The sequence below is a fragment of the Thomasclavelia cocleata genome (genome assembly GCF_900102365.1).
In the GTDB taxonomy this organism is placed as follows: Bacteria; Bacillota_I; Bacilli_A; order Erysipelotrichales; family Coprobacillaceae; genus Thomasclavelia; species Thomasclavelia cocleata.
In genome coordinates this window covers 14843-40481 of the sequence record NZ_FOIN01000023.1, presented here as the reverse complement: position 1 = coordinate 40481, position 25639 = coordinate 14843, and the positions used below count along the sequence as shown (strand labels likewise).

Annotated in this window: 23 protein-coding genes and 1 other annotated feature; of the genes, 14 read left to right on the top strand and 9 right to left on the bottom strand. The window is 29.4% G+C overall.

Annotated elements, in window-relative coordinates:
- The first annotated feature begins 344 nt into the window (after positions 1 to 344).
- The 4 genes from argF (at position 345) to BMW96_RS09080 (ending at position 4612) form a co-directional block, all read left to right on the top strand.
- The gene (argF, locus tag BMW96_RS09095) at positions 345 to 1334 is read left to right on the top strand and encodes an ornithine carbamoyltransferase (RefSeq protein WP_092354713.1); all 990 of its coding nucleotides are present in this window, start codon (positions 345 to 347) and stop codon (positions 1332 to 1334) included.
- Between the two features lie 198 nt (positions 1335 to 1532).
- A complete protein-coding gene (locus tag BMW96_RS09090) occupies positions 1533 to 2276 on the top strand; it encodes a metallophosphoesterase (RefSeq protein ID WP_228762470.1) in 744 nt (247 codons plus the stop codon).
- Positions 2277 to 2279: 3 nt separating this feature from the next.
- A complete protein-coding gene (locus BMW96_RS09085) occupies positions 2280 to 3110 on the top strand; it encodes a MurR/RpiR family transcriptional regulator (RefSeq protein WP_092354707.1) in 831 nt (276 codons plus the stop codon).
- Between the two features lie 281 nt (positions 3111 to 3391).
- Complete coding sequence (locus BMW96_RS09080; RefSeq protein ID WP_092354704.1) at positions 3392 to 4612, top strand: YdcF family protein; 1221 nt, start codon at positions 3392 to 3394, stop codon at positions 4610 to 4612.
- Positions 4613 to 4862: 250 nt separating this feature from the next.
- On the opposite strand, the gene BMW96_RS09075 is transcribed toward BMW96_RS09080, so the two are convergent.
- The 6 genes from BMW96_RS09075 to BMW96_RS09050 all read right to left on the bottom strand — a co-directional run bounded on the left by BMW96_RS09075 (position 4863) and on the right by BMW96_RS09050 (position 11087).
- Positions 4863 to 5552, bottom strand: coding sequence for a C39 family peptidase (locus BMW96_RS09075; RefSeq protein ID WP_092354700.1), 690 nt, complete (start codon positions 5550 to 5552; stop codon positions 4863 to 4865).
- A gap of 111 nt (positions 5553 to 5663) precedes the next feature.
- Positions 5664 to 6188, bottom strand: coding sequence for a VanZ family protein (locus BMW96_RS09070; RefSeq protein ID WP_092354697.1), 525 nt, complete (start codon positions 6186 to 6188; stop codon positions 5664 to 5666).
- A 380-nt stretch (positions 6189 to 6568) separates the two neighbouring features.
- The gene (locus BMW96_RS09065; RefSeq protein ID WP_092354694.1) at positions 6569 to 7657 is read right to left on the bottom strand and encodes a sensor histidine kinase; all 1089 of its coding nucleotides are present in this window, start codon (positions 7655 to 7657) and stop codon (positions 6569 to 6571) included.
- Positions 7650 to 8342, bottom strand: coding sequence for a VanR-ABDEGLN family response regulator transcription factor (gene vanR, locus BMW96_RS09060; RefSeq protein ID WP_092354691.1), 693 nt, complete (start codon positions 8340 to 8342; stop codon positions 7650 to 7652). The genes BMW96_RS09065 and vanR overlap by 8 nt, the downstream gene beginning before the upstream one ends.
- A 104-nt stretch (positions 8343 to 8446) precedes the next feature.
- Positions 8447 to 9835, bottom strand: coding sequence for an argininosuccinate lyase (gene argH / locus BMW96_RS09055; RefSeq protein ID WP_092354688.1), 1389 nt, complete (start codon positions 9833 to 9835; stop codon positions 8447 to 8449).
- Between the two features lie 40 nt (positions 9836 to 9875).
- The gene (locus tag BMW96_RS09050; RefSeq protein ID WP_092354685.1) at positions 9876 to 11087 is read right to left on the bottom strand and encodes an argininosuccinate synthase; all 1212 of its coding nucleotides are present in this window, start codon (positions 11085 to 11087) and stop codon (positions 9876 to 9878) included.
- A 160-nt stretch (positions 11088 to 11247) separates the two neighbouring features.
- Between BMW96_RS09050 and BMW96_RS09045 the strand changes: the two genes are divergently transcribed.
- The 10 genes from BMW96_RS09045 to BMW96_RS09000 all read left to right on the top strand — a co-directional run bounded on the left by BMW96_RS09045 (position 11248) and on the right by BMW96_RS09000 (position 21815).
- Complete coding sequence (locus tag BMW96_RS09045; protein ID WP_092354682.1) at positions 11248 to 12366, top strand: AI-2E family transporter; 1119 nt, start codon at positions 11248 to 11250, stop codon at positions 12364 to 12366.
- A gap of 171 nt (positions 12367 to 12537) precedes the next feature.
- On the top strand, positions 12538 to 13251 hold the full coding sequence (locus tag BMW96_RS09040; protein WP_092354679.1) for an ABC transporter ATP-binding protein: 714 nt from the start codon (positions 12538 to 12540) through the stop codon (positions 13249 to 13251).
- Positions 13244 to 14854: a hypothetical protein gene (locus tag BMW96_RS09035; RefSeq protein ID WP_092354676.1), complete on the top strand. Its 1611-nt coding sequence runs from the start codon at positions 13244 to 13246 to the stop codon at positions 14852 to 14854. Before BMW96_RS09040 ends, BMW96_RS09035 begins: the two co-directional genes overlap by 8 nt.
- A gap of 203 nt (positions 14855 to 15057) precedes the next feature.
- Positions 15058 to 15271 (top strand) — a binding site (T-box leader).
- Positions 15272 to 15313: 42 nt separating this feature from the next.
- Positions 15314 to 16351 (top strand): N-acetyl-gamma-glutamyl-phosphate reductase, encoded by a 1038-nt coding sequence (gene argC, locus BMW96_RS09030; protein ID WP_092354673.1) that lies wholly within the window; start codon positions 15314 to 15316, stop codon positions 16349 to 16351.
- Positions 16352 to 16362: 11 nt separating this feature from the next.
- A complete protein-coding gene (gene argJ / locus BMW96_RS09025) occupies positions 16363 to 17586 on the top strand; it encodes a bifunctional glutamate N-acetyltransferase/amino-acid acetyltransferase ArgJ (RefSeq protein ID WP_092354670.1) in 1224 nt (407 codons plus the stop codon).
- Between the two features lie 11 nt (positions 17587 to 17597).
- On the top strand, positions 17598 to 18461 hold the full coding sequence (gene argB, locus BMW96_RS09020) for an acetylglutamate kinase (protein ID WP_092354667.1): 864 nt from the start codon (positions 17598 to 17600) through the stop codon (positions 18459 to 18461).
- A 335-nt stretch (positions 18462 to 18796) separates the two neighbouring features.
- Positions 18797 to 19177, top strand: a complete 381-nt coding sequence (locus tag BMW96_RS09015) for a MerR family transcriptional regulator (RefSeq protein WP_092354664.1) — start codon at positions 18797 to 18799, stop codon at positions 19175 to 19177.
- Between the two features lie 19 nt (positions 19178 to 19196).
- Positions 19197 to 19952: a carboxymuconolactone decarboxylase family protein gene (locus BMW96_RS09010; RefSeq protein ID WP_092354661.1), complete on the top strand. Its 756-nt coding sequence runs from the start codon at positions 19197 to 19199 to the stop codon at positions 19950 to 19952.
- A 15-nt stretch (positions 19953 to 19967) separates the two neighbouring features.
- The gene (locus BMW96_RS09005; protein WP_092354658.1) at positions 19968 to 20444 is read left to right on the top strand and encodes a flavodoxin; all 477 of its coding nucleotides are present in this window, start codon (positions 19968 to 19970) and stop codon (positions 20442 to 20444) included.
- A 198-nt stretch (positions 20445 to 20642) separates the two neighbouring features.
- On the top strand, positions 20643 to 21815 hold the full coding sequence (locus BMW96_RS09000; RefSeq protein WP_092354655.1) for an iron-containing alcohol dehydrogenase: 1173 nt from the start codon (positions 20643 to 20645) through the stop codon (positions 21813 to 21815).
- A 245-nt stretch (positions 21816 to 22060) separates the two neighbouring features.
- On the opposite strand, the gene BMW96_RS08995 is transcribed toward BMW96_RS09000, so the two are convergent.
- The 3 genes from BMW96_RS08995 to BMW96_RS08985 all read right to left on the bottom strand — a co-directional run bounded on the left by BMW96_RS08995 (position 22061) and on the right by BMW96_RS08985 (position 25596).
- On the bottom strand, positions 22061 to 22891 hold the full coding sequence (locus tag BMW96_RS08995) for a metallophosphoesterase (RefSeq protein WP_092354652.1): 831 nt from the start codon (positions 22889 to 22891) through the stop codon (positions 22061 to 22063).
- On the bottom strand, positions 22888 to 24654 hold the full coding sequence (rnjA, locus tag BMW96_RS08990; protein WP_092354649.1) for a ribonuclease J1: 1767 nt from the start codon (positions 24652 to 24654) through the stop codon (positions 22888 to 22890). Before rnjA ends, BMW96_RS08995 begins: the two co-directional genes overlap by 4 nt.
- 75 nt (positions 24655 to 24729) lie before the next feature.
- On the bottom strand, positions 24730 to 25596 hold the full coding sequence (locus BMW96_RS08985) for a DegV family protein (RefSeq protein WP_092354646.1): 867 nt from the start codon (positions 25594 to 25596) through the stop codon (positions 24730 to 24732).
- Positions 25597 to 25639: the final 43 nt, after the last annotated feature.

Here is a 25639-nt window from a genome sequence, read left to right as displayed (position 1 = left end):
AGGCATCGCTAACTGGATTGGAAATAGGGTCGTTAGGAAGGAAACTAAGAAGAAAGCATTCAAATTTATATAAAAGTTTTCTAAAGATATTTAATAAAGAAACAATAAATGATATAATCATAACCATGGTAATTACACTCCTTTGTGATTGTTGTGGTGACTTCATTATAGGATGTAGTTACCTTTTTTGTATAGAGAAAAAGGGTTAAGTTTATAGATTAATTTCAGGGGAAATTGATCAGGATATATAAAAAACCAAGGTAGAATGAGGTTTTACAGTGAAAAAGACATATAAAAAACTAACTGTTTTTTGACACTACCAATGAAATAAAGGGGGAATAATAATGGATTTACATGGAAGAAGTTTTTTAACACTTAAGGATTATTCAAAAGAGGAAATTAGATATTTATTAGATTTAGCTCATAAATTGAAAGCAGATAAAAAAAGCGGAAGATTAGGCAATAGTTTAGCTGGTAAAAATATTGTTCTATTATTTGAAAAAACTTCAACAAGAACAAGATGTGCTTTTGAAGTTGCAGTATTAGATGAAGGTGGGCATGTAACTTTCTTATCTAATTCACAGATGGGTAAAAAGGAGTCAATTGAAGATACTGCAAAAGTACTAGGCAGAATGTATGATGGAATTGAATTTAGAGGTTTTGATCAAAGTACAGTAGAAGCATTGCGTGATTATTCAGGTGTACCTGTATGGAATGGTTTAACTGATGTTGATCATCCTACGCAAACATTAGCAGATTTTTTAACAATCGAAGAGCATTTAGATAAGCCTTTAAATGAAGTCAAATTCGTATTTACAGGTGATATTCGTAATAATGTTTGTTATGGTTTAATGTATGGAGCTGCAAAAATGGGAATGCATTTTGTGGCTTTAGGACCAAGTGATTTGGAAATGGATCCTGAAGTAGTAGCTTATTGTCAAAAGGAAGCGACTAAATCAGGTGGAAGTTTGACAATTACTGATAATGTTGAAGAAGCTGTTAAAGATGCTGATGTTATTTATACTGATATTTGGGTTTCAATGGGTGAAGCTGAAGAATTATATCCTAAACGGGTTAAATTATTATCACCTTACAAGGTAACTCAAGAAATGATGGCAAAAACTGGTAATAATAAAACTCTGTTTATGCATTGTTTACCATCTTTTCATGATTTTGAAACAACACTTGCTAGAGAAAAATATGAGCAAGGTATAGATGTTCGTGAAGTTGAAGATGAAGTGTTTAGAAGTCCAAATTCTGTTGTTTTTGATGAAGCAGAAAATAGAATGCATACAATTAAAGCTGTTATGGTAGCAACATTAGGAAAAAAATAATTGGGACTGTAACGAAATAACTTTTTAAAGAAAGTTGAATTTGTTTCAACTTTTTTTATTCTTTTAGTTTTTATAAACAATGGCATCTAAAATAATTAATGACTCATATTAAATTGATTCTTGTTGTTTATGTTATTTTATAAATGTTTAGTTTATAAATAAAGAAATTATGTTATTATATTTGTAGGTGATGAAATGATGCGACGTGTTTATGTCATAAGTGACCTTCATGGTTATTATGATTTATTTATAAAATTATTAGATAAGATATCTTTTAATGAATATGATTTATTATATATATTGGGGGATATTTGTGATCGTGGACCAGATAGTTTAAAAATATTATTCTATATTCGAAATCATGATAATATTATTTTACTTAAAGGTAATCATGAATATATGATGCAAGAGGCTTTATATTATGGCATATATTATGATGATTTCGATTATCCATCAAAAGCATTTAAATTATGGTTAGCTAATGGTGGTGCTACAACAATGGAAAATATTCGTCATTATCTTCAAAAAGATAAAATAAAATATGAAGATTATCGAGTTGTTAGGAGTGCATTTTTAAAAAATTTATATGAGTATTTAAATAATTTACCTGAATATCTCCAAATAGAGGTAAATCATCAAACTTATATTTTAGTTCATGCAGGGGTAGATGTTAATATTTCTTTAGAAAAACAAGATGTAAATACTTTACTTTGGATTAGAGAAGATTTTTATTTACAGCGAGGAGATTTAACTAAAATCTATATTTTTGGTCATACGCCTACTGCTTTATTAAATAGTGATCATAGTTTTAATATTTGGCTTGATGAGACTCATCATAATAAGATTGGTATAGATGGAGGATTGGCTTGTGGAAAGGCGGGACAATTAAATTGTTTATGTTTAAATGATGAACAGATTACAATTATTCATAAGGAGAGTTAGTGAATGAGAGGGGCATTTTATAATTTGATAAATTTCATAAATACAAATAGTATAGATGATGTATATGCAAATGCAGCAAAAATAATATTAAAAAATATTTATTTAATACCTGATAGTACAATTACTGATATTGCTGATTATTGTTTTGTTTCAACTGCAACAATTTCAAGGCTATGTAGGAAACTCAATTATGAATCTTTTGCAGATTTTAAGATGGATGTCACGATGAATCTTAATTATTTTAATCGTGATGCATTAAGACTTCAATTTGATCATCAATTGCCACAGCGAGAATATTTACATCAGGGTAAAGAGGTATTTAAAGATCATTTTGAAAATATTATAAATAATTTACGTTCTACATATGATAGCATTGATTATGAAGATCTGGAATTTATTGTTGATAAAATTTATGAATCTAATAGAGTTTGTTTTGCAGGAAATTTTTTTACTCAATCAGTTTCAATGCAATTACAAATCGAGCTCTCATATTTAGGTAAGGAATGTAGTGCTATGTATCCATTGCAACAACAGCTTTTAGTAATTGAACAATTAACTAAAAATGATTTAATAATTGTTTCAAGTATTGCTGGTGGTTTTATGATTAGCCATCCTGATGTAATAAGAGCCATTTCTAAATCTCAAGCATATAAAATTGTCATTACTCAATTAGATAAGTTTGTATATAGTGATATGGTGGATATGATTTTGCAGGTAGGAACAGATCATCATTCATTGATAGGAAAATTTTCTATTACATATATATTTGAAGTATTAGAAGCAATGTATTATCTAAAATATGGAACTAAAAATATTAATAATCATAAAGAGTAAATAATTATATTGGATCTTAATAAAAAAAGAGCTCATTGTGAGCTGATGTTATCTATAAAAACAGATAGAAATCTAGAAATAGAGGATGATCTGTTTTTTATATAGAAATATAATAAGTGAAATTTTTGTTATTAATATTAAGCTTATATTTTAACATATTTAAAAGTGAAAAAACATTAGATTTTTGATATTTTCAATTTATGCAAAAAACTCTTTTCTATAAGTGAAAGTATTATAATATAAGTTATAGAGATCATGACTAAAGGAGGTTAAAGTAAGTTATGAAAAAATTAGGGAAAGCGATACTTGGGTTAGCTTTAACACTTTCGATGTGTTTTAGTGTGTTTGTTCCAGTTCATGGCCAAGGAGAAACAGTAGACACATTGATTGGTAGCTTAATTGGCTATTATCGAGATGGTGCAAGAACAGATGTTTTACGAACTTTAGATACTTTAAAAGAAGTTTCTAAAGACGATTATGATCAATGGCAATCTATAATTAATTATTGGGATTGGATTGAAAATGATATGGTAGAAAGTATTGGAGTGGCACCAGATGGTTTACCAAATGATAATACACATGCTTTCGTTGTTTTAGGTTTTGCATTAAAGAGTGATGGAACAATGCAACCAGAGTTAGTAGGGCGGTTAGAAACAGCCTTAGCTAGTGCTCAAAAATATCCAAATTCATATATTTTGGTAACTGGTGGGGTTAAGAAAAATGGATGGACTGAAGGTGATCGTATGCATGACTGGTTAGTAGAACATGGTGTTGCTGAAAGTCGAATTTTAGTTGAAAATCAATCTGCTAATACAGCACAAAATGCAGAATTTAGTTTTGATATTTTATATAATCATCCAACTATTAAAAGTATTTCAATGATTACTAGTCAATATCATTTAAAACGTGGAACAATTTTATATTATGCAGAATCATTAATTCGTGCACATGAATTAGGAAAGACACCAATTAAATTAAATGGTAATGCTGGTTGGTATCGTGAAGATAAAACAAGTGAAACATTAACTCAAAAGGCTAGCAGTTTATCACAAATTGCTGGAGTAAGTATTCCATATGGTGATAAGTTACCTAAGTCTAAATTAACAGGAATTGGAATCGGTGGAAAAGATATTTATACAGTAGGAGATGAGTTAAATATTAAAGTTACATCAAGTTATGATACAGGATATACTCGAGATGTTACTGATATGGCTAAAATTATTGGTTATGATGCAAATAGAGTAGGTAAACAAAATGTTGTAGTTGTATATACTGAAACATTACATCATTCTACTAGTAGTTCTGAAGATGTGACAATGACTGCTGAATTTGAGGTTGAAGTTAAAACTGCTCCTGTTACAGTTCCTGTTGATCCTCAACCAACACCAGATAAACCAGTAAATTCGGTTAAGACAGGTGATAATAGTTCATTAGGAATCATGACAATGGTGGCTGGATTAGCTGTAGCTGGAATGGTAATTACTAGAAGAAAAGAAAATTAATTGTAAAGAAGTCAAACTATTTAATGGTTTGACTTTTATTTTAATGTTTTTGACTTTGAACGGTTGAATACATGAAATGTACGAAATAAAAAATTATCTGTTATGAGGGAAGATGAGAAGAAATTATATAAAATAATTTTAATTTTTTTTATTCAAAACAAAAACTATCCAAGTAATTAATTACCAGGATAGTTATAACAATTTTTTATTAAAATCAATATAAGATAGATATTATAATTTTTTAATTATTTTAATTTAAAGTGTATGACCACATAGCTTTTATTTGGGGTGCAAGTCTTTCATATGTCCATTTTTGTTGACTGTTTTCTTCATTGTTTGGATCATTTATACAAAACTTATTATCAACTACCTTAGTTATTACAATAAAATGTCCAGTTGTTGTAAAGTCACCAGGTCTTACACTACAAATAATCGGTTTACCTTGCTTTAACCGATTTGTCATTGTAGCTTTATCTAAAGGAACTGATGTGGCTTTTAAACCAAATGCTTCACATCCTTTTTCCATAAAAGACCAAGTTGTTTTACTTCCATCTAAATAACCGTTTTCAATAGCATATTTGGCAACGTATCGTGGATTATATTTAGTGTTATTAGTAAGTCCAATAGCTACCATTGCTAGACTTGTTGGACCACACCCTGCGGTACCAACTATTTCATCACCATAATGGGTATATGCCCAACGTTTATCCCACTGAATAAATAATGGAAGTTCATCATCTATTTCTAATGATATGGGATCGTTATTTTCATTATTTTGATAGTTAATTTTTAATTCTTTTGCTTGGGGATTTTTCTTCACAAATTCATTGATGTATTCAGGGCAATCAGTATCATCATTTGATATATTAGGAGTTATTTGAATACTTAGATAACCTAATATTAAAATAATGATAAAAAGAGAAATTTTTTTTAATTTCATAACATCATTGAGTAATGCTTCATAATAATTGAAAAGATAGTAATTGCCCCTAAAATGATAATAATAATAGCTTTTTCTTTATTAGATAATTTTTCCATGTTTAAACTCCTTTTATATTATGAATGATGGTAATAATATTGGATAGAACTTATATAAAGATATATATCCAATAATTCCAAAATTAATAAGAAAAATAGTTGAAGGTATTTTACTGTGTTTATTTTTAGTAATGAGATGATAAATTATTATACCAATAATCCCACCTAGAGTATTTAAAAAGATATCATCAACATCAAATATACCCCAACCTGTTGATAGTTGAATTAATTCAAATGATAAACTTGTGATAAAATTAGCAAATATGATATTGCTACAAGTAAGAGATTTAAAATAATTAATTAGAATAATACTTAAAGGAATAAATAATGCAAGATTTCCTAAAATATTAATCAATAAAGTTTGGCTTAATCCTTGATTATGATACTGATTTACAAAATCAAATAAGATAAAATTAGCATTATATCCATAATTGATAAAGCCATTTTTTAATAAAATGATTTTAATCAAAATCCAAAAGTAAACCAATGAACAAATTGTTAGAATGATATTTGATAAATGCAGTTTTTTTAGTACCATAAATATTACCTCCAATCTATATATTTTCTACATTGTTATCATACCAAAATAAAAGAAAATAAGTATTTGCATATACTAAAGAAATTCTTACAAATTTCTTACAATTGAATTGATTGAAATAATATAAAGAAGTAATGCTAAATATCGTATATTATTAACACTATACCCATAATAGATTCCCTAAAATAAAATTATAAATCATTAGTAATAGATATAGATACCAAACAAGATTTAAAATTTTACTGTTTAAGTGATTAAGTAATTATTAAACTGTAAAAAATTAAGAAGTGTGGAATTCCACACTTCTTAATAATACCAATCTAAGTTTTACAAATTTCAAAACCAAGATTGATGATTTTGGATTACTAGTTTTTAATGAATCATTGTAATGGTAATTTAACAGTAAATATAATTAAATTGTTATCTAAATTGACATGAATCGTACCATTATGTAACTCGATTATTTTTTTTGTAATTGCAAGACCTAAACCAGAACCACCTGTTTTACTGTTTCGTGATTCGTCAAGACGAACGAAGGGTTCAAAAATATGTTTTAGTTTATTTTTATCAATATTATCAATAGGATTTGATAATTTGATTATAATAAAATCCTTTTCTTTTTTAGCGATAATTGTAATTTTTGAATCTTTATTGCTATAGTTAATAGCATTACGGATGAGATTATCAAAAACTCGTTCAAATTGGTTTATATCAATAGATAGAGTAAGATTATCTTCAATTTCAGTAATACACTCAAGATTTTTTTCACGATATAAAGGCATAAATTCATATGTTATTTGTGCTAACATGATTGATATATTAATAAATTGTTTTTCTAAAGTTATATCACTTAAATTATATTTAGCAATAGAGAAAAATTCTTCTATTAGTTCTTCTAAACGAATTGATTTATCATAAGCTATTTTAATATAATTTTTCATTTCCTTTGATGATAAATTAGGCTGAGTGTTTAAAAGATCTAAATATCCAACAATTGAGGTTAAAGGTGTTTTTAAGTCATGTGCTAAATATAACAATAAATCATTTCTTTGCCTTTCAGATTGTTTTATAGCTGCTTTATTATCTAAAGAATCTTTTTTTATTTGATTCATTTGATCTTCAATTTCTTTTAATTCAAATGGAAGGCTGATCATTCTATCATTATCCTCAACTAAAGTTTTTCCTGCTTCTAACATCTTTTCTATATATTGTAATGATTCTCGATATCGAAGCCAAAAAATGATAATTGTATCTAAAGCAACAAGACTTATTGATATTGCGAGTAAATTTTCTTTGATAAGTTGAGCTAGCTGATAAACTAAATCATATTCTTGCCAAACATATTGGTGATAAACTTCATAAGAATAGACAAACAAAATTATAAATAAAATTATTGAAACACCAATAGTGACAGCTATTTTTTTTAATAAGTTAGCAGTTAGGCTTTTTTTAAAATGTGAATTATTCAATTGTATATCCAACTCCCCAAACTGTTTTAATGAATTTAGGTTTACGTGCATTTTCATTCATTTTTTCACGTAATCTTGCTACATGAGCCATAACAGTATTGTTGTTGTCTAAATATTTTTCTTGCCAAACAGCTTCAAAGAGTTCTTCGGATGTTACAACGCTACCTTTTTTGCTGCATAAATACCATAAAATTGAAAATTCTAATGGGGTAAGATTTAGAGGTTGATCATAAAGTGTACACTTATGATTATCATTATTAATCATTAAACCATTAAAATCATATATTTGCTGGTTCGTAATTGTTTCATTAGTATTATAGCGAAGATAACGTCTTAATTGAGTCTTTACTCGAGCTGCTAACTCCAAGGGATTAAAAGGTTTGGTTAGATAATCATCAGCTCCTAATGTTAGACCATTTATTTTATCTAAATCATTATTTTTAGCAGTTAACATGATTACAGGAAAGAAATAATCTTTACGAATTTCTTTTAATAAGCTAAAGCCATCAAGATCTGGCATCATAACATCCAAAATCGCTAGATCGTAATGATTTTTTTGTAGACTGTTTAATGCGTCTTGACCATGATAATATTTAAAAACATGATAACTTTCATTTTGTAAATATAATTCAACTAAATCAGCAATTGATTGTTCATCATCAACTACTAAAATATTATATGCCATAGTATCACCTCATTTTTCATCTTAGCTTATTTTGAATAAAAAAACAAATCTAATGATGATATTTAAGAAAATTGTAAGAATTTATTAGATGAAAAAAGGTTTGTTTATTTCAAACCTTTATTTTCATTTATATAAATATCATTTAAAGCAATGACTTGTTTCATGGCTTCAATACCTGGAGCACCAATAGTATTACGTTTATTAACACATGTTTCAACATTTATAATTTCATAAATATCTTCATCGAATACATCACAAATATTTTTAAATTCATCAATACTTAAATCATCTAAATCTTTATTTTGTTCAATTGCATATAAAACTAAACGTCCTATGATTCCATGAGCATCTCTAAATGGAACTCCTTTATTTACTAGATAATCAGCTGCATCAGTAGCATTAGTAAAACCACCAGTGGCAGATTTACGCATTTTTTGTTTATTAAAGGTTGTTGATTTTAACATATCATTTAATAGTTGTAAACATCCTTTAGTTGTTGTTAAAGCATCGAAAACTAATTCTTTATCTTCCTGCATATCTTTATTATATGCTAATGGTAAACCTTTCATAGTTGTAAGTAAACTAGTAAGGGCACCATATACACGACCAGTCTTACCTCTGATTAATTCTGCAATATCAGGATTTTTCTTTTGTGGCATAATTGAAGAACCGGTTGAAAAAGTATCATCTAGTTCTACAAACTGGTATTCGTTTGTATTCCAAATTATTATTTCTTCACTAATTCTTGACATATGCATCATCATTGTAGCCATAGCACTTAATAATTCAATTAAATAATCACGATCACTGACACCATCAATACTGTTTAAACAAGGACCATCAAAACCTAAAAGCTGAGCAGTATATTCACGGTCTAAAGGATAGGTAGTACCAGCTAAAGCACCTGATCCTAAAGGACATATATTCATACGAGTATAGATATCTTCTAAACGGCTGCTGTCACGTTTAAACATTTCAAAGTATGCACCCAAATGATGAGCTAGAGTGATGGGCTGAGCTTTTTGTAAATGTGTGAACCCTGGCATGATTGTATCTAAGTGTTCTTTCATGATTTCATTTATTGTTGTTAAAAGATTATGAATTAACGTATTTAACATAATTACCTGATCACGAGTATATAGACGCATATCTAGAGCTACTTGATCGTTTCTACTTCTTCCAGTATGTAGTTTTTTACCAGTATCTCCAATTCTTTGAATTAAAGTTGATTCTACAAAACTATGGATATCTTCTTGGGAGTTATCAATTTTAAGTTCTCCATTATTGATATCTGTTAAAATTTGGTTTAATGCAGTTTCAATCAGTTGTCCTTCTTCTAAAGTTAAGATATTTTGTTTTGTTAGCATTTTAACATGGGCAATGCTCCCCTGGATATCTTGTTGATAGAAAGTTTGATCGAAATCAATTGATGCATTAAAATCATATACTAATTGATTTGTTGGCTTAGTAAATCTGCCACCCCATAAATTCATTTTATTTCCTCCTGTTATAATAAAAGGGCTATAGCCCTTTTTATTTTTTGTTATTTAATTTCATTGCTCTAACTTTAGTTGAAAGACCATATAAAGTGATAAATCCTTCAGCATCATGATGATCATATAATTCACCAGTTGCAAAACTAGCAATATCTTCGTCATATAATGAATATGGTGAAGTTGTACCTTCTTTAATAATATTACCTTTATATAATCTAAACTTTGTAGTTCCACTAACTACTTCTTGAGTTTTATCAACAAAAGCAGTTAATGCTTCACGTAGAGGTGAAAACCATTTAGCAGCATATACTAATTCTGCAAATTCTACTGAAACTAAACGTTTATATTTTAATGTTTCACGATCTAAAACTAGCTCTTCTAATTGACGATGGGCCTCCATTAAAATTGTTCCTCCTGGTGTTTCATATACTCCACGAGATTTCATTCCTACAACACGGTTTTCAACGATATCAACTATTCCAACGCCATGTTTTCCACCAAGTTCATTTAACTCTTCAAGAATGGCTGTTAAAGACATTTCTTTTCCATTTAATTTAACAGGGACTCCTTTTACCCATTCAATTTCAACATGTTCAGCTTTATCAGGAGCATTTTCAGGTGCAGTCGATAAAACTAATAAATGATCATAATTTGGAGTGTTTTCTGGATTTTCAAGTTCTAAACCTTCATGTGAAATATGCCAAATATTACGATCACGAGAATAACTTGAATCTGCAGAAAAAGGTAAATTGATTCCATGTGCTTTACAATATTCAATTTCTGATTCACGAGAATCCATATTCCATTTAGGATCACGCCAAGCAGCGATAATTTTTAAATCAGGTGCTAAAGCTTTGATTCCAAGTTCAAAACGAATTTGGTCATTTCCTTTACCTGTTGCACCATGACAAATTGCAGTTGCTCCTTCCTGACGGGCAAGATCAACTAGTACTTTTGCAATTAAAGGTCTTGCAGTAGCAGTACCTAATAAATATTTATATTCAAATACAGCATCAGCTTGAACAGTTGGAATGATATAATCCTTTACATATTCATCAACGACATTTTTGATATAAAGTTTTGTTGCACCACAAGCTTTAGCACGTTCTTCTAATCCATCTAATTCATCTGCTTGTCCAACATCAATACAACAGCAAACAACTTCATAATCATAATTTTCTTTTAACCAAGGAATAATAGCAGTTGTATCAAGTCCCCCGGAATAAGCAAGAATAACTTTTTCTTTCATCATTAAATCCCCCTTAGAATAACTTTAAATTATCATTATCATAAACTATAGGAATAATAATTGCAATAATTTATCGCAATTATGCGATAAATTTGTTATTTGTTCATATTAGAGCAATGGTGATAAATTAAAATATAAATATATTGATAGGGAGGAACTTATGAAAGAAATTAAACTTGATTATCGTAAAATACTAGAAATTGTATTAATTGCAATTGTTTGTTATTGGGGACTTAATAATTATAAGTTGATTTTTAATTCTTTTAATAATATATTATCGGTTATTATGCCTTTTTTGATAGGTTTCATAATTGCTTTTGTGTTAAATGTATTAATGATTAGAGTTGAAAAGTTATTAATGAGGTTTTTTAATGGTAAGATATTTAATTACTGTAAAAGAATTATAAGCATTAGTTTATCAATTTTGATATTAATTGGAATTTTAGCATTAGTAATTAATTTAATTATTCCAGAAATATCAAATGCGATAAAATTAATTGTTGATAGTTTACCAGAAGTATTTGAAGATATTCAGACATGGAGTAAAAATAATGGTGATATTTCACCACGTTTAGAAAGCTTATTGAGTAATATTGATTTGAATTCAGTAACTACTGAATTTAGCAATATTGTAAAAATTGGTTTTACTGGAGTTTTAGGTTCAACTGTAGATATACTTTCAATGGTTGTGGGAGGTATTTTTAATTTAATTGTAGGATTTGTATTTGGGTTTTATATTTTAGTAAGTAAAGAAACTTTAAAACGTCAGACTCATAAGTTGATTAGAGCATATTTACCAGAGAATGTATCTACAAAATTAGTTGAAATAGCAGCTTTATCAAGGACGATCTTTACTAATTTTATTATTGGTCAAACGATTGAGGCAATTATTTTAGGAGGGTTATGTGCTATTGGAATGCAGATATTAGGTTTTCCATATGCTCCAATGGTTGGAACATTAGTAGGAATAACCGCATTTGTACCAATTGTTGGTGCTTTTATTGGTGGGGGGATTGGTGCATTTATGATTATGACTGTTGATCCAATGCAGGCAGTATTCTTTATTATTTATTTAATTGTTTTGCAACAGTTAGAGGGAGATTTGATTTATCCACGAGTTGTAGGTTCTTCAGTTGGATTACCATCAATTTGGGTATTATTTGCAGTTACTGTTGGTGGTGGATTATGGGGAATTGCTGGGATGTTGTTTAGTGTACCAGTATTATCGGTTGTTTATGCATTGGTAAAAGCACATATAAATAATGTTAGTAAGAATTGAATGATTTAATGATTTTTACATATCCTGTAATATTGTTGCAGGATGTTTTTTTATTGATTTTGCTTTAAACTATTTAAATATTTATAAAAATCTTGCAATCACATGAATATAGCGATATTATATATAATATAAATAATAAAAATAATTTATTTATGAAATGAGGAGACGTATATGTTAAAAATTGAAAATCTAACTAAAAGTTATGGTAGTAAAAAAGCTGTTGATAATTTATCACTGCATATTGAAAGTGGACATATCTATGGTTTTATTGGTCATAACGGGGCAGGAAAAACAACAACTTTAAAATCGATAGCAGGGATTATGGAATTTGATGAAGGAAATATCTATATCGATGGTAAATCAATTAAAGATGATTCTCTTGCATGTAAATCAGTTATGGCATATATTCCTGATAATCCAGATTTATATGAATATTTAACTGGGGTTAAGTATTTGAATTTTATTGGTGATATTTATGGGGTTAGCCAAAGTGAACGAGAATCAAGAATTAAGAAATATGGAGATATGTTTGAGCTTACAGAGTCATTAGGGGAACCAATTAGTGCTTATTCACATGGGATGAAACAAAAATTGGCTGTGATTTCAGCTTTGATTCATGAACCTAAATTAATTATCATGGATGAACCGTTTGTGGGATTGGATCCTAAAGCATCACATTTATTAAAGGGATTAATGAGAGATTTATGTGATCGAGGAGGAGCTATCTTTTTTTCAACACATGTACTTGAAGTAGCAGAAAAACTTTGTGATAAAATTGCAATTATTAAAGCAGGTAAACTTGTCGTATCTGGGAATACTCAAGAAGTTATTGGGGATGATTCTTTAGAAGAAGTGTTCTTAGAGTTGGAGGATAACAATGCTTAAATCATTAATTAAGATTCGTTTGCAGGGAATCTTTATGCGTACAATGAGAGGGAGTAAAAAGCAAAAGATAACAGCTGGAAAAATATTTTTTATGCTAGCTATATTTGCATATATTGCTGTTGTATTTGGGATGATGTTTGGATATATGTTTAATGAAATTTTAAAACCATTTACAATGATTGGTTATGAGTGGCTGTATTTTGGGATTATGGCAATTTTAGTTGTTGTATTATGTTTTATTGGCAGTGTTTTTACAACTCAGCAGGAGATATATGGAGCCAAGGATAATGAATTATTATTATCAATGCCGATTAAAACGAAGGATATTTTACTTAGTAGAATATTTGTTATATTAATTCTTAATTATCTATATGAAGCTTTAGTAGCTTTACCATGTATGGTTACTTATTTTACACAAGTACCTTTTGATTTTATAAAGTTTCTTTTCTTTATTATTGTAATTATTACTTTGCCTCTTTTAGCATTAGCTCTATCTTGTACTTTTGGATGGATCATGGCAATGATTATGAAAAGAATTAAAAATAAAACGATTATTACAATGATAATTTCTTTAGGTTTTTTGGGAGCATATTTTTATATTATTAATAAGTTGCCCGATTATTTAGTGACATTAGTAGCTAATGGTCAATCAATAGGTGATGCGATTAAAAATACTTTATTTCCAATTTATCATTTAGCAATTGCGATTAGTGAAAAAAATTTAATTAGTTTATTAATATATTTACTTAGTGTTTTAATACCTTTTGCAATAGTGATATATTTACTTTCAAAGAATTTTATTAGTATTGTAACTAGTAAATCTCCATCTAAAAAAGTAAAACTAAAAGATTCAGATATAAAATATTCTAGTCAAAAAATGGCTTTATTTAAACGTGAATTAAAACATTTTACTTCAAATCCAATGATAATGTTGAATGCGGCTTTAGGTGTTGCGTTTACAGTATTGATTGCTGGAATGTTATTGGTTAAAGGTGTAGAAGTAGTGGACTTACTAGCTGTTATTCCTTTGCAATATAAGAATATGATTGATGAATATATAGTAGCTTTACTTTGTATTGCAGTAATTGGAACTAGTTCGTTGAATATTATTAGTGCAGGATTGATTTCTTTAGAAGGTAATAGATTATGGATTATTAAATCTTTACCAATTAAAACAATTGATATTTTGCATAGTAAATTATTCTTACATTTAGCTTTATGCATTCCTCCAGGATTAATATTTTCTATTATTGGATCAATTGTTTTTTCTTTGAATATAGTTGATAGTATTATTGTTGTATTGGTACCTGTTGCTTTTACTGTTTTTGAAGCCTTGTTTGGTTTGATTGTTAATTTATGGAAACCAAAGTTTGATTGGGTTAATGAAACAGTAGTTGTAAAGCAAAGTGCTTCTGTCATGATTACTTTATTTTCAACTATGGCTCTTGTAATTATGATAGGTATTTGTTATTTTAGTTTTTTAAGTGAATTTATGAATGTTAAAACATATGTATATACTTGTTTAGGAGTCTTTATACTTGTTGACCTGGGCTTTTATTATCTATTAAAAACCTGGGGAGTTAGAAGATTTGAAGAATTATAAGTCAGGATTTTATTCCTGGCTTTTATAGTAAAAAGTATTAAAAGATAATTTTTATAAAATGAGAACTAAAAGAGAGTGAGTAATAACATATGAACTGATGAAAAATGTTATATATTTTACAATAAATTGTTGATAAATATATGCAAAATGTAGGATAATTTAATTTTTATTTGACAAAATATTTTTTAGTAATATAATAATAATCAAACTCGATGACTAAAAGAGTAGTGCTGATGATGATTTTTAGCGAGCTAATGTGGGTGAAAGGTTAGCAATCAAATCAGGATGAAGCGCATTTACGAGAGGAAAGTGGGAAATTGACAGTATCACTTTCGGGTAATCACCCTTATTGATGAAAGAGATCATAAGGTCAACTTATGATAAATAGAGTGGTAACGCGGTTAATTCGTCTCTTGTTTTAGAGACGTTTTTTATTTTAATAAAAAAGGAGGACTAAAAATGATTAGAGTAGGAATTGTGGGATCAACTGGTTATGGGGGATGTGAGCTAGTACGATTTTTATTGACTCATAAGGAAGTTGAGATTAAGTGGGTTTCATCAAGGACATACACTGATCAAGAATATAGTTCAGTTTATGCTAGTTATTTTAAATTATTGGATCAAAAATGTGTGGATGAAAATCTTGAAAATTATTTAGATGATGTAGATGTTGTCTTTTTTGCTACACCACAAGGTGTATGTGCGAAGATGATTAATCAAAATGTTTTGAATAAAGTTAAGGTGATTGATTTAAGTGCTGATTATCGAATTAAAGATGTTGCTACATATGAACGATGGTATGGTATGGAACATGCTTCTCCTGAATTCATCAAAGAAGCTGTATATGGATTGTGTGAGATTAATCGTAATAAGATAAAACAAGCACGATTAATTGCTAATCCAGGATGTTATCCAACCTGTTCGATTTTATCTATTTATCCATTAGCTAAAGCGGGATTGATTGATATGGATACTTTGATCATTGATGCTAAGAGTGGGGTTAGTGGTGCTGGTCGAGGAGCTAAAGTAGCTAATTTGTATTGTGAAGTTAATGAAAGCATTAAAGCATATGGGGTAACGACTCATCGTCATACTCCAGAAATAGAAGAGCAGCTGGGATATGCTAGTAAACAGGAAGTTTTATTAAATTTCACGCCACATTTAATACCAATGAATCGTGGAATCTTAGTAACTGCTTATGCTAAGTTAAAAGAAGGGGTTACTAAAGAAGAAATAGAGGCAGCTTATCAATGTTATGATGATGAATATTTTGTAAGAGTCTTAGATTCTGAAAAGATACCAGAGGTTCGTAATGTAAAGGCTAGTAATTTTGTTGATATTAATTATAAGATTGATCCTCGTACTAAACGAGTTGTAATGATGGGGGCAATGGATAATTTAGTAAAAGGTGCAGCTGGACAAGCTATTCAAAATATGAATATTATGTTTGGTCTTGATGAAAAGGAAGGTTTACTGTTAGCACCAGCAGTATTATAGGGGACTTGATAATGAAAATAATTGAAAATGGAACAGTGACTTCGCCAATTGGTTTTTTTGGAGCGGGAGCACATGTAGGAATAAAAAAAGAAAAAAAGGATTTAGCATTGATTTATAGTCAAGTAGATGCTAAAGCAGTAGGGACATTTACTCAAAATATTGTTAAAGCTGCACCAGTATTATGGGATAAAATGATTGTTGAAAATTATGATCATGCTAGAGTTGTGGCGATTAATAGTGGTGTAGCCAATGCTTGTACTGGTGATGAGGGATTAATTTGTAATGAACAGTTTGCTAAAAGTGTAGCTGATTGTTTTAATGTTGAAAAGGAAGAGGTTTTGATTTGTTCAACTGGGGTAATTGGTAAACAGTTACCAATGGATAAAATTATTACAGGAATACCTAAAGTAAAACAATTATTAAGTGATAATCAAGAAGCTGGAGTAATAGTAGCTCAGTCAATTATGACTACTGATACTATGCCTAAGCATTTAGCAGTAGAAATAGAAATTGATAATAAAATCGTTACACTTGGGGCTTGTTGTAAAGGTTCTGGAATGATTCATCCAAATATGGCTACGATGTTAGGATTTATCACAACAGATTGTAATATTTCTAAAGCATTGTTAAATAAAGCTCTAAAAGAAGTTATACAAGATACTTTTAATATGGTATCTGTTGACCGTGATACTTCAACTAATGATACAGTTTTATTATTAGCTAATGGATTAGCTGATAACAAGGAAATTGTTGATGAAAATGAAGATTATAATACTTTTAAAGAAGCTTTATATTATGTCAATGAATATTTAGCTAAAGCAATTGCTGGTGATGGTGAAGGGGCAACAAAATTACTAGAGATACAAGTTTTAGGAGCTAATAGTATTAAACAGGCTAAGGTGATTGCAAAGAGTGTTTGTACTTCACCCTTAGTAAAAACAGCAGTTTATGGTAATGATGCTAATTGGGGAAGGTTATTATGTGCGATGGGTTATTCAGGGGAAGAGTTTAATCCTTATGATGTTGATTTAAGCATTGAAAGTGAATTTGGCTGTTTACAATTAGTAACTAAGGGGATGGCTACTGATTATGATGAACAAATAGCAACAAAAATTTTATCAAGTAGTGAAGTAAAAGCGATAATTAATCTTCATAATGGTGAGTGTAAAGCTACAGCATGGGGATGCGATCTAACATATGATTATATTAAAATCAATGCTGATTATCGTTCATAAGGGGGAATAATATGCATACAACAGAACAAAATAAAGCGCAAGTCTTGGTGGATGCTTTAAGTTATATTCAAAAATTTGCTGGAGATATGGTTGTTATTAAATATGGTGGTAGTGCCATGACAAATGAAGTTATAAAACAGTCAGTATTAAAGGATATTGCTGTTTTAAAGTCAGTTGGAATTAAGCCAGTAATTGTTCATGGTGGGGGAAAGGATATTAATAGCTGGTTAAATAAAGTAGAAATTAAAAGTGAATTTAAAAATGGATTGAGAGTTACGACTAAAGAAACGTTAGAAGTAGCTGAGATGGTATTATCAGGTAAACTAAATAAAGGGCTTGTACAGCATATGGAGAGAATTGGCACTCATGCAGTTGGACTATCTGGTAAGGATGGAAATATGCTTACAGTTGAAAAATGTTTGTCTAAAGGGGAAGATATTGGTTATGTTGGTAAAATTACCCATGTTGATACTGAGTTGATTGAGACATTGTTATTAAATGGGTATACTCCAATTATTTCAACAATCGGCTTAGATGAGAAGTATCATGCTTATAATATAAATGCAGATGATGTAGCAACAGCTATTGCTCGGGCATTAAAGGCAAGTAAATTAGTATTTTTAACTGATATTGAAGGGGTTTTGGAAGATCCTAGTGATCCTAATACTTTAATTTCTAAAATTAATACAAATTCAGCTAAACAATTATTTGAATCTGGAGTAATTCAAGGAGGAATGATTCCTAAATTAAAAAATTGTATTGATGCTGTACAAGATGATGTAAAAAAAGTTCATATTTTAGATGGACGAATGGAACATAGTTTATTAATTGAAATATTTACTACTAGTGGAGTAGGAACAGAAATTAAGAAGTAATCTGTATAGATTACTTTTTTTTTATGAATGTAATATTGATATATAATATAGTAATTTGTGGACTTTACATTGTGATATGTTAAAGAGGAGAAGTTGGTTACAAGCAATAAAGAAGTAATTATTAAAGACTGTGAAAAGTGAATAAGTGCTAATTAGTTAAATATTTGTAATATCTAATTATTCACTCTTTTTATGGAAGTATTAACAATCAATTAATCTTTGATACTATACTAAGATGCCTTTGAAAAGTCTTAAATATTTTCTAAAAACATATTGACTTTGAGTTAACTCAAAGTTATATAATCATATCAGATAAGAAAGGAGGTAGGAAAATCATGGGTTTAACAATTAAAGAAGTAAGTGAAAAATTCAATATTCCATCTGAAACATTAAGGTATTATGAAAGAGTTGGTGTCATTCCTCCAGTGACTAGAACAGCAAGTGGGATTAGAAATTATCAAGAAGAGGATCTTGCTTGGGTAGAAAATGCGAAATGTTTTAGAGCAGCTGGACTTTCGATAGAGGCTTTAATTGAATACTTAAAATTATATAGTGAGGGTAACTCTACTTTTCAAGCACGACTTGATTTATTAAATGAACAGAGAGCTATATTATTAGCTCAGCAAAAACAATTAGTAGAGACTCTTGATAGATTGGACTATAAGATTTCAAAATATGAATCTGCAGTAAAAACTGGGAAGTTAACTTGGGATTAATAAAATGGAGGTTAAATATATGGCAATAAAACAAACAGCAGGCAGGGATATTTTAGGTGAATTTGCGCCAAAATTTGCTGAATTAAATGATGATGTATTGTTCAAAGAAGTATGGTCAAGAGATGATAAGCTTTCTCTTCGTGATCGTTCATTGGTAACCATTGTTGTTTTAATGTCTATGGGACTTACAGATTCTTCTTTCCAATATCATTTAATGTCTGCAAAGGAAAATGGTATTACGAAAACAGAAATTGCAGAAATTTTAACACATGCTGCATTTTATGCTGGATGGCCAAAAGCATGGGCGGCTTTTAAAATGGCAAAGGAAGTTTGGGTAGAAGATTTAACAGATATGAATGCAAAGACAGAACATGAACATAGTATGATATTTCCAATTGGAGAACCTAATAATGACTTTGCGAAATATTTTAAAGGTCAAAGTTATCTTGCTCCTCTTTCAACATCACAAGTTGGTATTTATAATGTGACTTTTGAACCTAAATGTCGTAACAATTGGCATATTCATCATGCTACTAAAGGTGGTGGACAGATCTTGATTTGTGTATCAGGTCAAGGTTACTATCAAGAGTGGGGGAAGAAAGCTGTTTTATTAACAGAAGGAGATGTTATTAATATTCCAGCTGGTGTTAAACATTGGCATGGTGCTGTATCAGATAGCTGGTTTTCACATATTGCAGTTGAAGTGCCAGGTAAAAACTGTTCAAATGAGTGGTTGGAAGAAGTAAGTGATGAAGAATATAATAAACTTAGATGAAGGAGTGTTAATACTATGAGTAAGAAATTAGTAGCATATTTTAGTGCAAGTGGTGTGACAGCTAGACTTGCAAAAACATTGGCTTTGGCAGTTAGTGGTGATTTGCATGAAATTATACCAACTCAGCTATATACATCAGCAGATCTTGATTGGACAAATAAGAAAAGTCGTTCTAACATTGAGATGAGTAATAAAAATTTTAGACCTGCTATTGTGAATAAAGTTGAAAATATGGAGCAGTATGATGTTATTTATGTGGGCTTTCCTATTTGGTGGTATGTTGCTCCAACAATAATCAATACATTTTTAGAAAGCTATGATTTGTCAGGTAAGATTGTTATTCCATTTGCTACATCAGGTGGTAGTGGTATGGGGAACACAAACGTTGAACTTGCACCATCTTGTGTAGGTGCTATTTTGAAAGATGGTAAAAGATTTTTGGCAAGTGCAACACAAGATGAATTAATATCTTGGGCAAAAACAGTTGAATAAAAGAATATGAGTAAGAATTTATTCAGTGTATGACATAATATAGAGAAAATATAGAATGAATTTTTATTAGAAAACTTACTTATTGGAAATGTGTGGTGATTAAATTATTGAATATAGATTTAGTTACGATACATAAATGATAAGTTTTGTAGTGTATAAGAGATAAGAAAATAATTATAAGTTATGGAGGTACAAATAATGAAAGATTTTATTTTTCATAATCCTGACAAAGTATATTTTGGGAAAAATCAGATTAAATATTTACCTGAAGAACTTTTAAAACTTGGTAAAAGAGTCTTATTTGTTTATGGTGGGGGTTCAATTAAAAAAAGTGGACTTTATGACACTATAAATGAATTACTTAAAACAAATGGGTTAGAGGTATTTGAGCTTGCTGGAGTTGAGCCAAATCCTCGTCATTCAACTGTAAACAAAGGAGCAGAAATCTGCAAAAAAGAAAACATTGATATTGTTTTAGCAGTAGGTGGAGGTTCTACGATTGATTGCTCAAAGGCTATTGCGGCAACAACATTAATTGAAAGTGGAGATGTTTGGGAATTAGTATCAAATAATGTATGGGTGACAAAAGCTTTACCAGTTGCTGTAGTTCTTACAAATGCTGCAACAGGCTCTGAAATGGATGCTTGGGCTGTAATTTCTAATATGAATACCAACGAAAAAATAGGTCTTGGTGGTAATGCACTTATTCCTAAAGTTGCCTTTGAAAATCCAGAACTTAGTTTTTCACTTTCTGCATATCAAACTGCCTGTGGTGCATTTGATATTTTCAATCACGTTTTAGATAACTATTACTTTGCAGGTGAGGCAACCTTTGATATGATTTTAGAATTTCAAGAGGCAGTTATGCGAGCTGTTGTAAAGTGGGCACCTATCGCAATGAAAGAGCCAGATAATTATGAAGCAAGAGCAAATCTTATGTGGGCTTCTTCTATGGCATTAAATACAGTTCTTGATGCAGGAACTGTTCATGATTGTGCCTGTCATGCAATGGAACATGAACTTTCTGCTTATTATGACATTACTCATGGTCATGGGTTAGCAATTATAACTCCTCGCTGGCTTGAATATATTTTAAATGAAAGAACAGCTCCTGCTATTTACCGTCTTGGTGTAATGGTGTTTGGTATAGAAGAAAGCCTCGATGAAATACTTGGAGCGAAGAAAACAATTAAAGCAATTTCAGATTTTTGTTTCAATACACTTGGATTAAAATCTAATCTTTCTGATTTAGGGATTGATGACAAGTATTTTAAGGAGATGGCTGAACATGCTTGTTTTGGAAGCATAATAACAGGACCTGAAAATCTTACTTCTTCTGATATAGAAGCTGTTTATAAGATGTGTTTATAGTATTTTAGAGATTAGAAAAATTTTTGCTTGGATTAAATGAAATACTTTAAATAATGATAAAAACATTTTTATCTACACAAGGATATGAAGTGATTAGATGTTGATAGGATGTTATATATTAAGTGTATTTAAAAGAAAATGACTAGTAATCTAAAAATTGCTAGTCATTTTAAATATAGTATGAAATATGTATATTAGCTAAATCATGTATAATTTTATTGTTTAAATGTAATTTCAATCGTAATCTATTTTAAATTTCCCTTTTTTAGAGTAATTATATTAATTTGATTAGGGCAAAATAGCTTATACTCAAATCCTTCTTCTGTTGATAAACCATTAGATATAACTAACTGGCTTTTATTTTTGCTATGATAGCCATGAACATATTTACTACCGTTATTTTTTTTCAATAATCCTCCAATTCCAGGTAAGTATATATATCCTCCCATTGTATGCCCAGATAATTGTAAAGCAATATTACTTTTAGAAGTATTAGTAAAATAATCTGGTTCATGAATAACCGCTAGTTTATAAAAATCTTGATTATTTTCATTAATTAAACCAGAAATATCTCCAGTTCCTTCTAAACCAAATAGGGCAATAGCTGCATTGTTAAAATAAATAGGTCGATATTCATTATGAAGTACTTCAAATCCACCCTCGTTTAAAATATTAGTGACATCATTTAATGAAGCTAGATCTTTTTCACCTAAAACAGCAAATTTTCCATAACTTGATTTTATATTTGATAATATTTTAATTACCTTTTCATTATCAAAAGGGGTATTTGAATATAAATCACCACCAAAGATAACCATATCTACATGTTGTTTATTTAATGATGTAATAATTTTTTCTAGTCTTGTAATATCACTACTATTTTTAAGATTAATATCACTAATGAATCCTATTTCAAAGTTTTCAAATTCTTTAGGAAGGCTACTATTGTTAATAGTGGTTTTTTTTACAGTATAATTATTGGGAGCAATATAATGACTATAATAATAGCCAAATCCACCCCCAATAATTATAATTACTAATAAAAGAATTTTAATAGTTCTTAATTTTTTTCTCATAGTTTCTTGTTCATAATAACTGGAATAATCATTGGATTTCTTTTAGTTTTGCGATAAAAATATGAAGATAAAATATCACGGGTCGTATTTTTTATTTCTCCAAATGTAGTTTTACCTTGTAATAATTTTGATAAAGAATTTTCTACTAACCTTTCAGCTTCACGAATCATATGAAAGCTGTCTTTCATATAAACAAATCCACGAGAAATTATGACTGGATGAGTTAATAGTTTTCCAGCTCTTGAATCCATACTAATTAAGATTGATACCATTCCATCTTCTGATAAAATTTGGCGGTCACGAAGTACAGCAGTTGATAAACCGCTAATATCATTACCATCTACATAAATATCTTCAACATGGATTCTTGGTCCTAAACGAGCTGTGCCATTATTTAAAAGAATCGTATCTCCATTTGAAAGAACAAATGAATTTTCTGCTGGTACCCCTACTTCCTGTGAAAGAGCAGCATGAATTTTTAACATCCGATATTCACCATGAACAGGAAAGAAATATTTAGGTTTTGTAAGTAGCATCATTAGTTTTTGTTCTTCTTGTGAAGCGTGACCAGAAGTGTGTAGATTGTTAAAAGCAGTATTTGTAAGGACTTTAGCTCCTGCTCTAAATAATTTATTTACTACTACATTGACACTATAAGCATTACCTGGGATTGGGTTTGATGAAAAGACTACTGTGTCACCAGGTTTTATTTTCACATATTTATGAGTTCCATTAGCAATTCGGCTTAATGCCGCTAATGCCTCACCTTGAGATCCTGTACATAAAATTAAAATTTCGTTATCTGGCAATTTTTTTGCTTGATCATTTTTAATAAAAAACTTATCAGGACACTTGATATATCCCATTGCTCTAGATACTTGGATATTATTTTCCATTGAACGACCATATACTAAAATCTTACGATTAAATTTAACAGCTGCTTCAACAATTTGTTGTACTCGATGGACGTTAGAAGCGAACGTTGCTACAATTAAACGTCCTTCAGTTTTTCTAAATTCTTCTTGTACACTATTAGCTACTTTCTTTTCACTAATTGAAAAAGTTGGGACTTCAGAGTTAGTAGAATCACTCATTAATAAAGTTACACCAGTTTCTCCTAAAAATGACATTTTTTGGTAATCAGCGGCATCACCTACAGGTGATAAATCGAATTTAAAATCACCAGTTTCTACGATTCTACCATTAGGGCTATTGATAATTATCCCCATTGATTCTGGAATAGAGTGATTTGTTTTGAAAAAACCAATATTAAAATATTTCGTTTTAATTTGATATTCATCATTTATTTGAATTATCTTAGTAACATTAGTTAATCTTTTTTCATCAAGTTTTCTTTTAATCATTGCACTAGCAAGTGGGGTTGCATAGATAAATGGTATTTTAACGATTTGTAATAAAAATGGGATTCCACCAATATGATCTTCATGACCATGAGTAATCATTAATCCACGAATTTTCTTTTCATTTCTTTTTAAATAAGAATAATCTGGTATTACATAATCAATTCCTGGAAGACCTTCTTCGGCAAATTTAACTCCAGCATCAATAATAAATAATTCATTATCATGTTCGATACAATACATATTTTTTCCAACTTCATTAAGTCCTCCTAAGGCAAAAACTTTTGTATCGATATTATTACGATTTATTGTTTTTTTAGTTATAGAATTTTTAGATTTATTATAATTTCTTTGATTAGTTCTGCCAGTTTTTCTATTATTTGTATTTGGCTTTTCTTGCATAATTTCCTCCTTATTTTAGTTTGTCTCTTTTTAAGTATTATAACACATAAAAAGGCAAGAAACGAAGTTTCTTGCCTAGATAATTTTTTTACATGCTGCAATTGCAAGGGCATGTGGTCCAATATGACATGAAACACTTAACGATAATGGATCACAGATAATTGTTAAATCTGGATACATCATCTCTAATTCTTTTTTTAATTCTAATGCTGGTTGTTCATCATATGTATAAGCAATACAGATACGAACATTTTTTCCTTTTTCTTCAGGATCAAGACGTTCATCAATATCTTTTTTTATTGCTTCGATCATAATTTTTGTTGCTTTTGACATTGTTCTTGATTTACTAAAAGTATCAAGCTTTTCACCTTGAATCTGTAAAATCGGTTTAATTTTCATCATTCCACCTAATATTGCTACAGCAGGAGTAATTCTTCCACCTTTACGAAGATATTCTAACGTATTAACCGTAATATAGATAGAGGCATTTAATTTATTTGCTTCAAGAATCTCTTTGATTTCTTTAGCTGATTTTCCTTCTTTAATAAATTCAATAGCATCATAAACATCACACTTTTGAGTGACAGATACTCTTTGTGAATCAACAACTTGTACTCTTCCATTATATTCACTAGCTAACATTAATGCAGTTTGACAAGAACCGCTCAAACCACTAGACATAGGAATATGAACAATTTCATCATAGTCTTTCAATACTTCATCCCACAGTTTACTAACATCACCAACTACTGGTTGGCTTGTGAATACTTCAGCACCACTCATCAGTTTATCAAAAAAATCACTTTGTGTTAAATTGATATCTTCATAGAAGGTCTGACCATCAATAGTAAAAGGCATTGGCAGTACATAAATACCTAATTTTTTACCCTCATCTTGTCTAATTCCAGAATTACTATCAGTGACAACCGCTACTTTACTCATAAAAAAACCTCCTATCTCTAAAACATATTTTACTTAAAATAAT

What these genes read in the sequence shown, in the direction of transcription:
- argF (WP_092354713.1), top strand. Translation starts at nt 345, where the DNA reads ATGGATTTACATGGAAGAAGTTTTTTAACACTTAAGGATTATTCAAAA.
- BMW96_RS09090 (WP_228762470.1), top strand. Translation starts at nt 1,533, where the DNA reads ATGCGACGTGTTTATGTCATAAGTGACCTTCATGGTTATTATGATTTA.
- BMW96_RS09085 (WP_092354707.1), top strand. Translation starts at nt 2,280, where the DNA reads ATGAGAGGGGCATTTTATAATTTGATAAATTTCATAAATACAAATAGT.
- BMW96_RS09080 (WP_092354704.1), top strand. Translation starts at nt 3,392, where the DNA reads ATGAAAAAATTAGGGAAAGCGATACTTGGGTTAGCTTTAACACTTTCG.
- BMW96_RS09075 (WP_092354700.1), bottom strand. Translation starts at nt 5,552, where the DNA reads ATGAAATTAAAAAAAATTTCTCTTTTTATCATTATTTTAATATTAGGT.
- BMW96_RS09070 (WP_092354697.1), bottom strand. Translation starts at nt 6,188, where the DNA reads ATGGTACTAAAAAAACTGCATTTATCAAATATCATTCTAACAATTTGT.
- vanR (WP_092354691.1), bottom strand. Translation starts at nt 8,342, where the DNA reads ATGGCATATAATATTTTAGTAGTTGATGATGAACAATCAATTGCTGAT.
- argH (WP_092354688.1), bottom strand. Translation starts at nt 9,835, where the DNA reads ATGAATTTATGGGGTGGCAGATTTACTAAGCCAACAAATCAATTAGTA.
- BMW96_RS09050 (WP_092354685.1), bottom strand. Translation starts at nt 11,087, where the DNA reads ATGAAAGAAAAAGTTATTCTTGCTTATTCCGGGGGACTTGATACAACT.
- BMW96_RS09045 (WP_092354682.1), top strand. Translation starts at nt 11,248, where the DNA reads ATGAAAGAAATTAAACTTGATTATCGTAAAATACTAGAAATTGTATTA.
- BMW96_RS09040 (WP_092354679.1), top strand. Translation starts at nt 12,538, where the DNA reads ATGTTAAAAATTGAAAATCTAACTAAAAGTTATGGTAGTAAAAAAGCT.
- BMW96_RS09035 (WP_092354676.1), top strand. Translation starts at nt 13,244, where the DNA reads ATGCTTAAATCATTAATTAAGATTCGTTTGCAGGGAATCTTTATGCGT.
- argC (WP_092354673.1), top strand. Translation starts at nt 15,314, where the DNA reads ATGATTAGAGTAGGAATTGTGGGATCAACTGGTTATGGGGGATGTGAG.
- argJ (WP_092354670.1), top strand. Translation starts at nt 16,363, where the DNA reads ATGAAAATAATTGAAAATGGAACAGTGACTTCGCCAATTGGTTTTTTT.
- argB (WP_092354667.1), top strand. Translation starts at nt 17,598, where the DNA reads ATGCATACAACAGAACAAAATAAAGCGCAAGTCTTGGTGGATGCTTTA.
- BMW96_RS09015 (WP_092354664.1), top strand. Translation starts at nt 18,797, where the DNA reads ATGGGTTTAACAATTAAAGAAGTAAGTGAAAAATTCAATATTCCATCT.
- BMW96_RS09010 (WP_092354661.1), top strand. Translation starts at nt 19,197, where the DNA reads ATGGCAATAAAACAAACAGCAGGCAGGGATATTTTAGGTGAATTTGCG.
- BMW96_RS09005 (WP_092354658.1), top strand. Translation starts at nt 19,968, where the DNA reads ATGAGTAAGAAATTAGTAGCATATTTTAGTGCAAGTGGTGTGACAGCT.
- BMW96_RS09000 (WP_092354655.1), top strand. Translation starts at nt 20,643, where the DNA reads ATGAAAGATTTTATTTTTCATAATCCTGACAAAGTATATTTTGGGAAA.
- BMW96_RS08995 (WP_092354652.1), bottom strand. Translation starts at nt 22,891, where the DNA reads ATGAGAAAAAAATTAAGAACTATTAAAATTCTTTTATTAGTAATTATA.
- rnjA (WP_092354649.1), bottom strand. Translation starts at nt 24,654, where the DNA reads ATGCAAGAAAAGCCAAATACAAATAATAGAAAAACTGGCAGAACTAAT.
- BMW96_RS08985 (WP_092354646.1), bottom strand. Translation starts at nt 25,596, where the DNA reads ATGAGTAAAGTAGCGGTTGTCACTGATAGTAATTCTGGAATTAGACAA.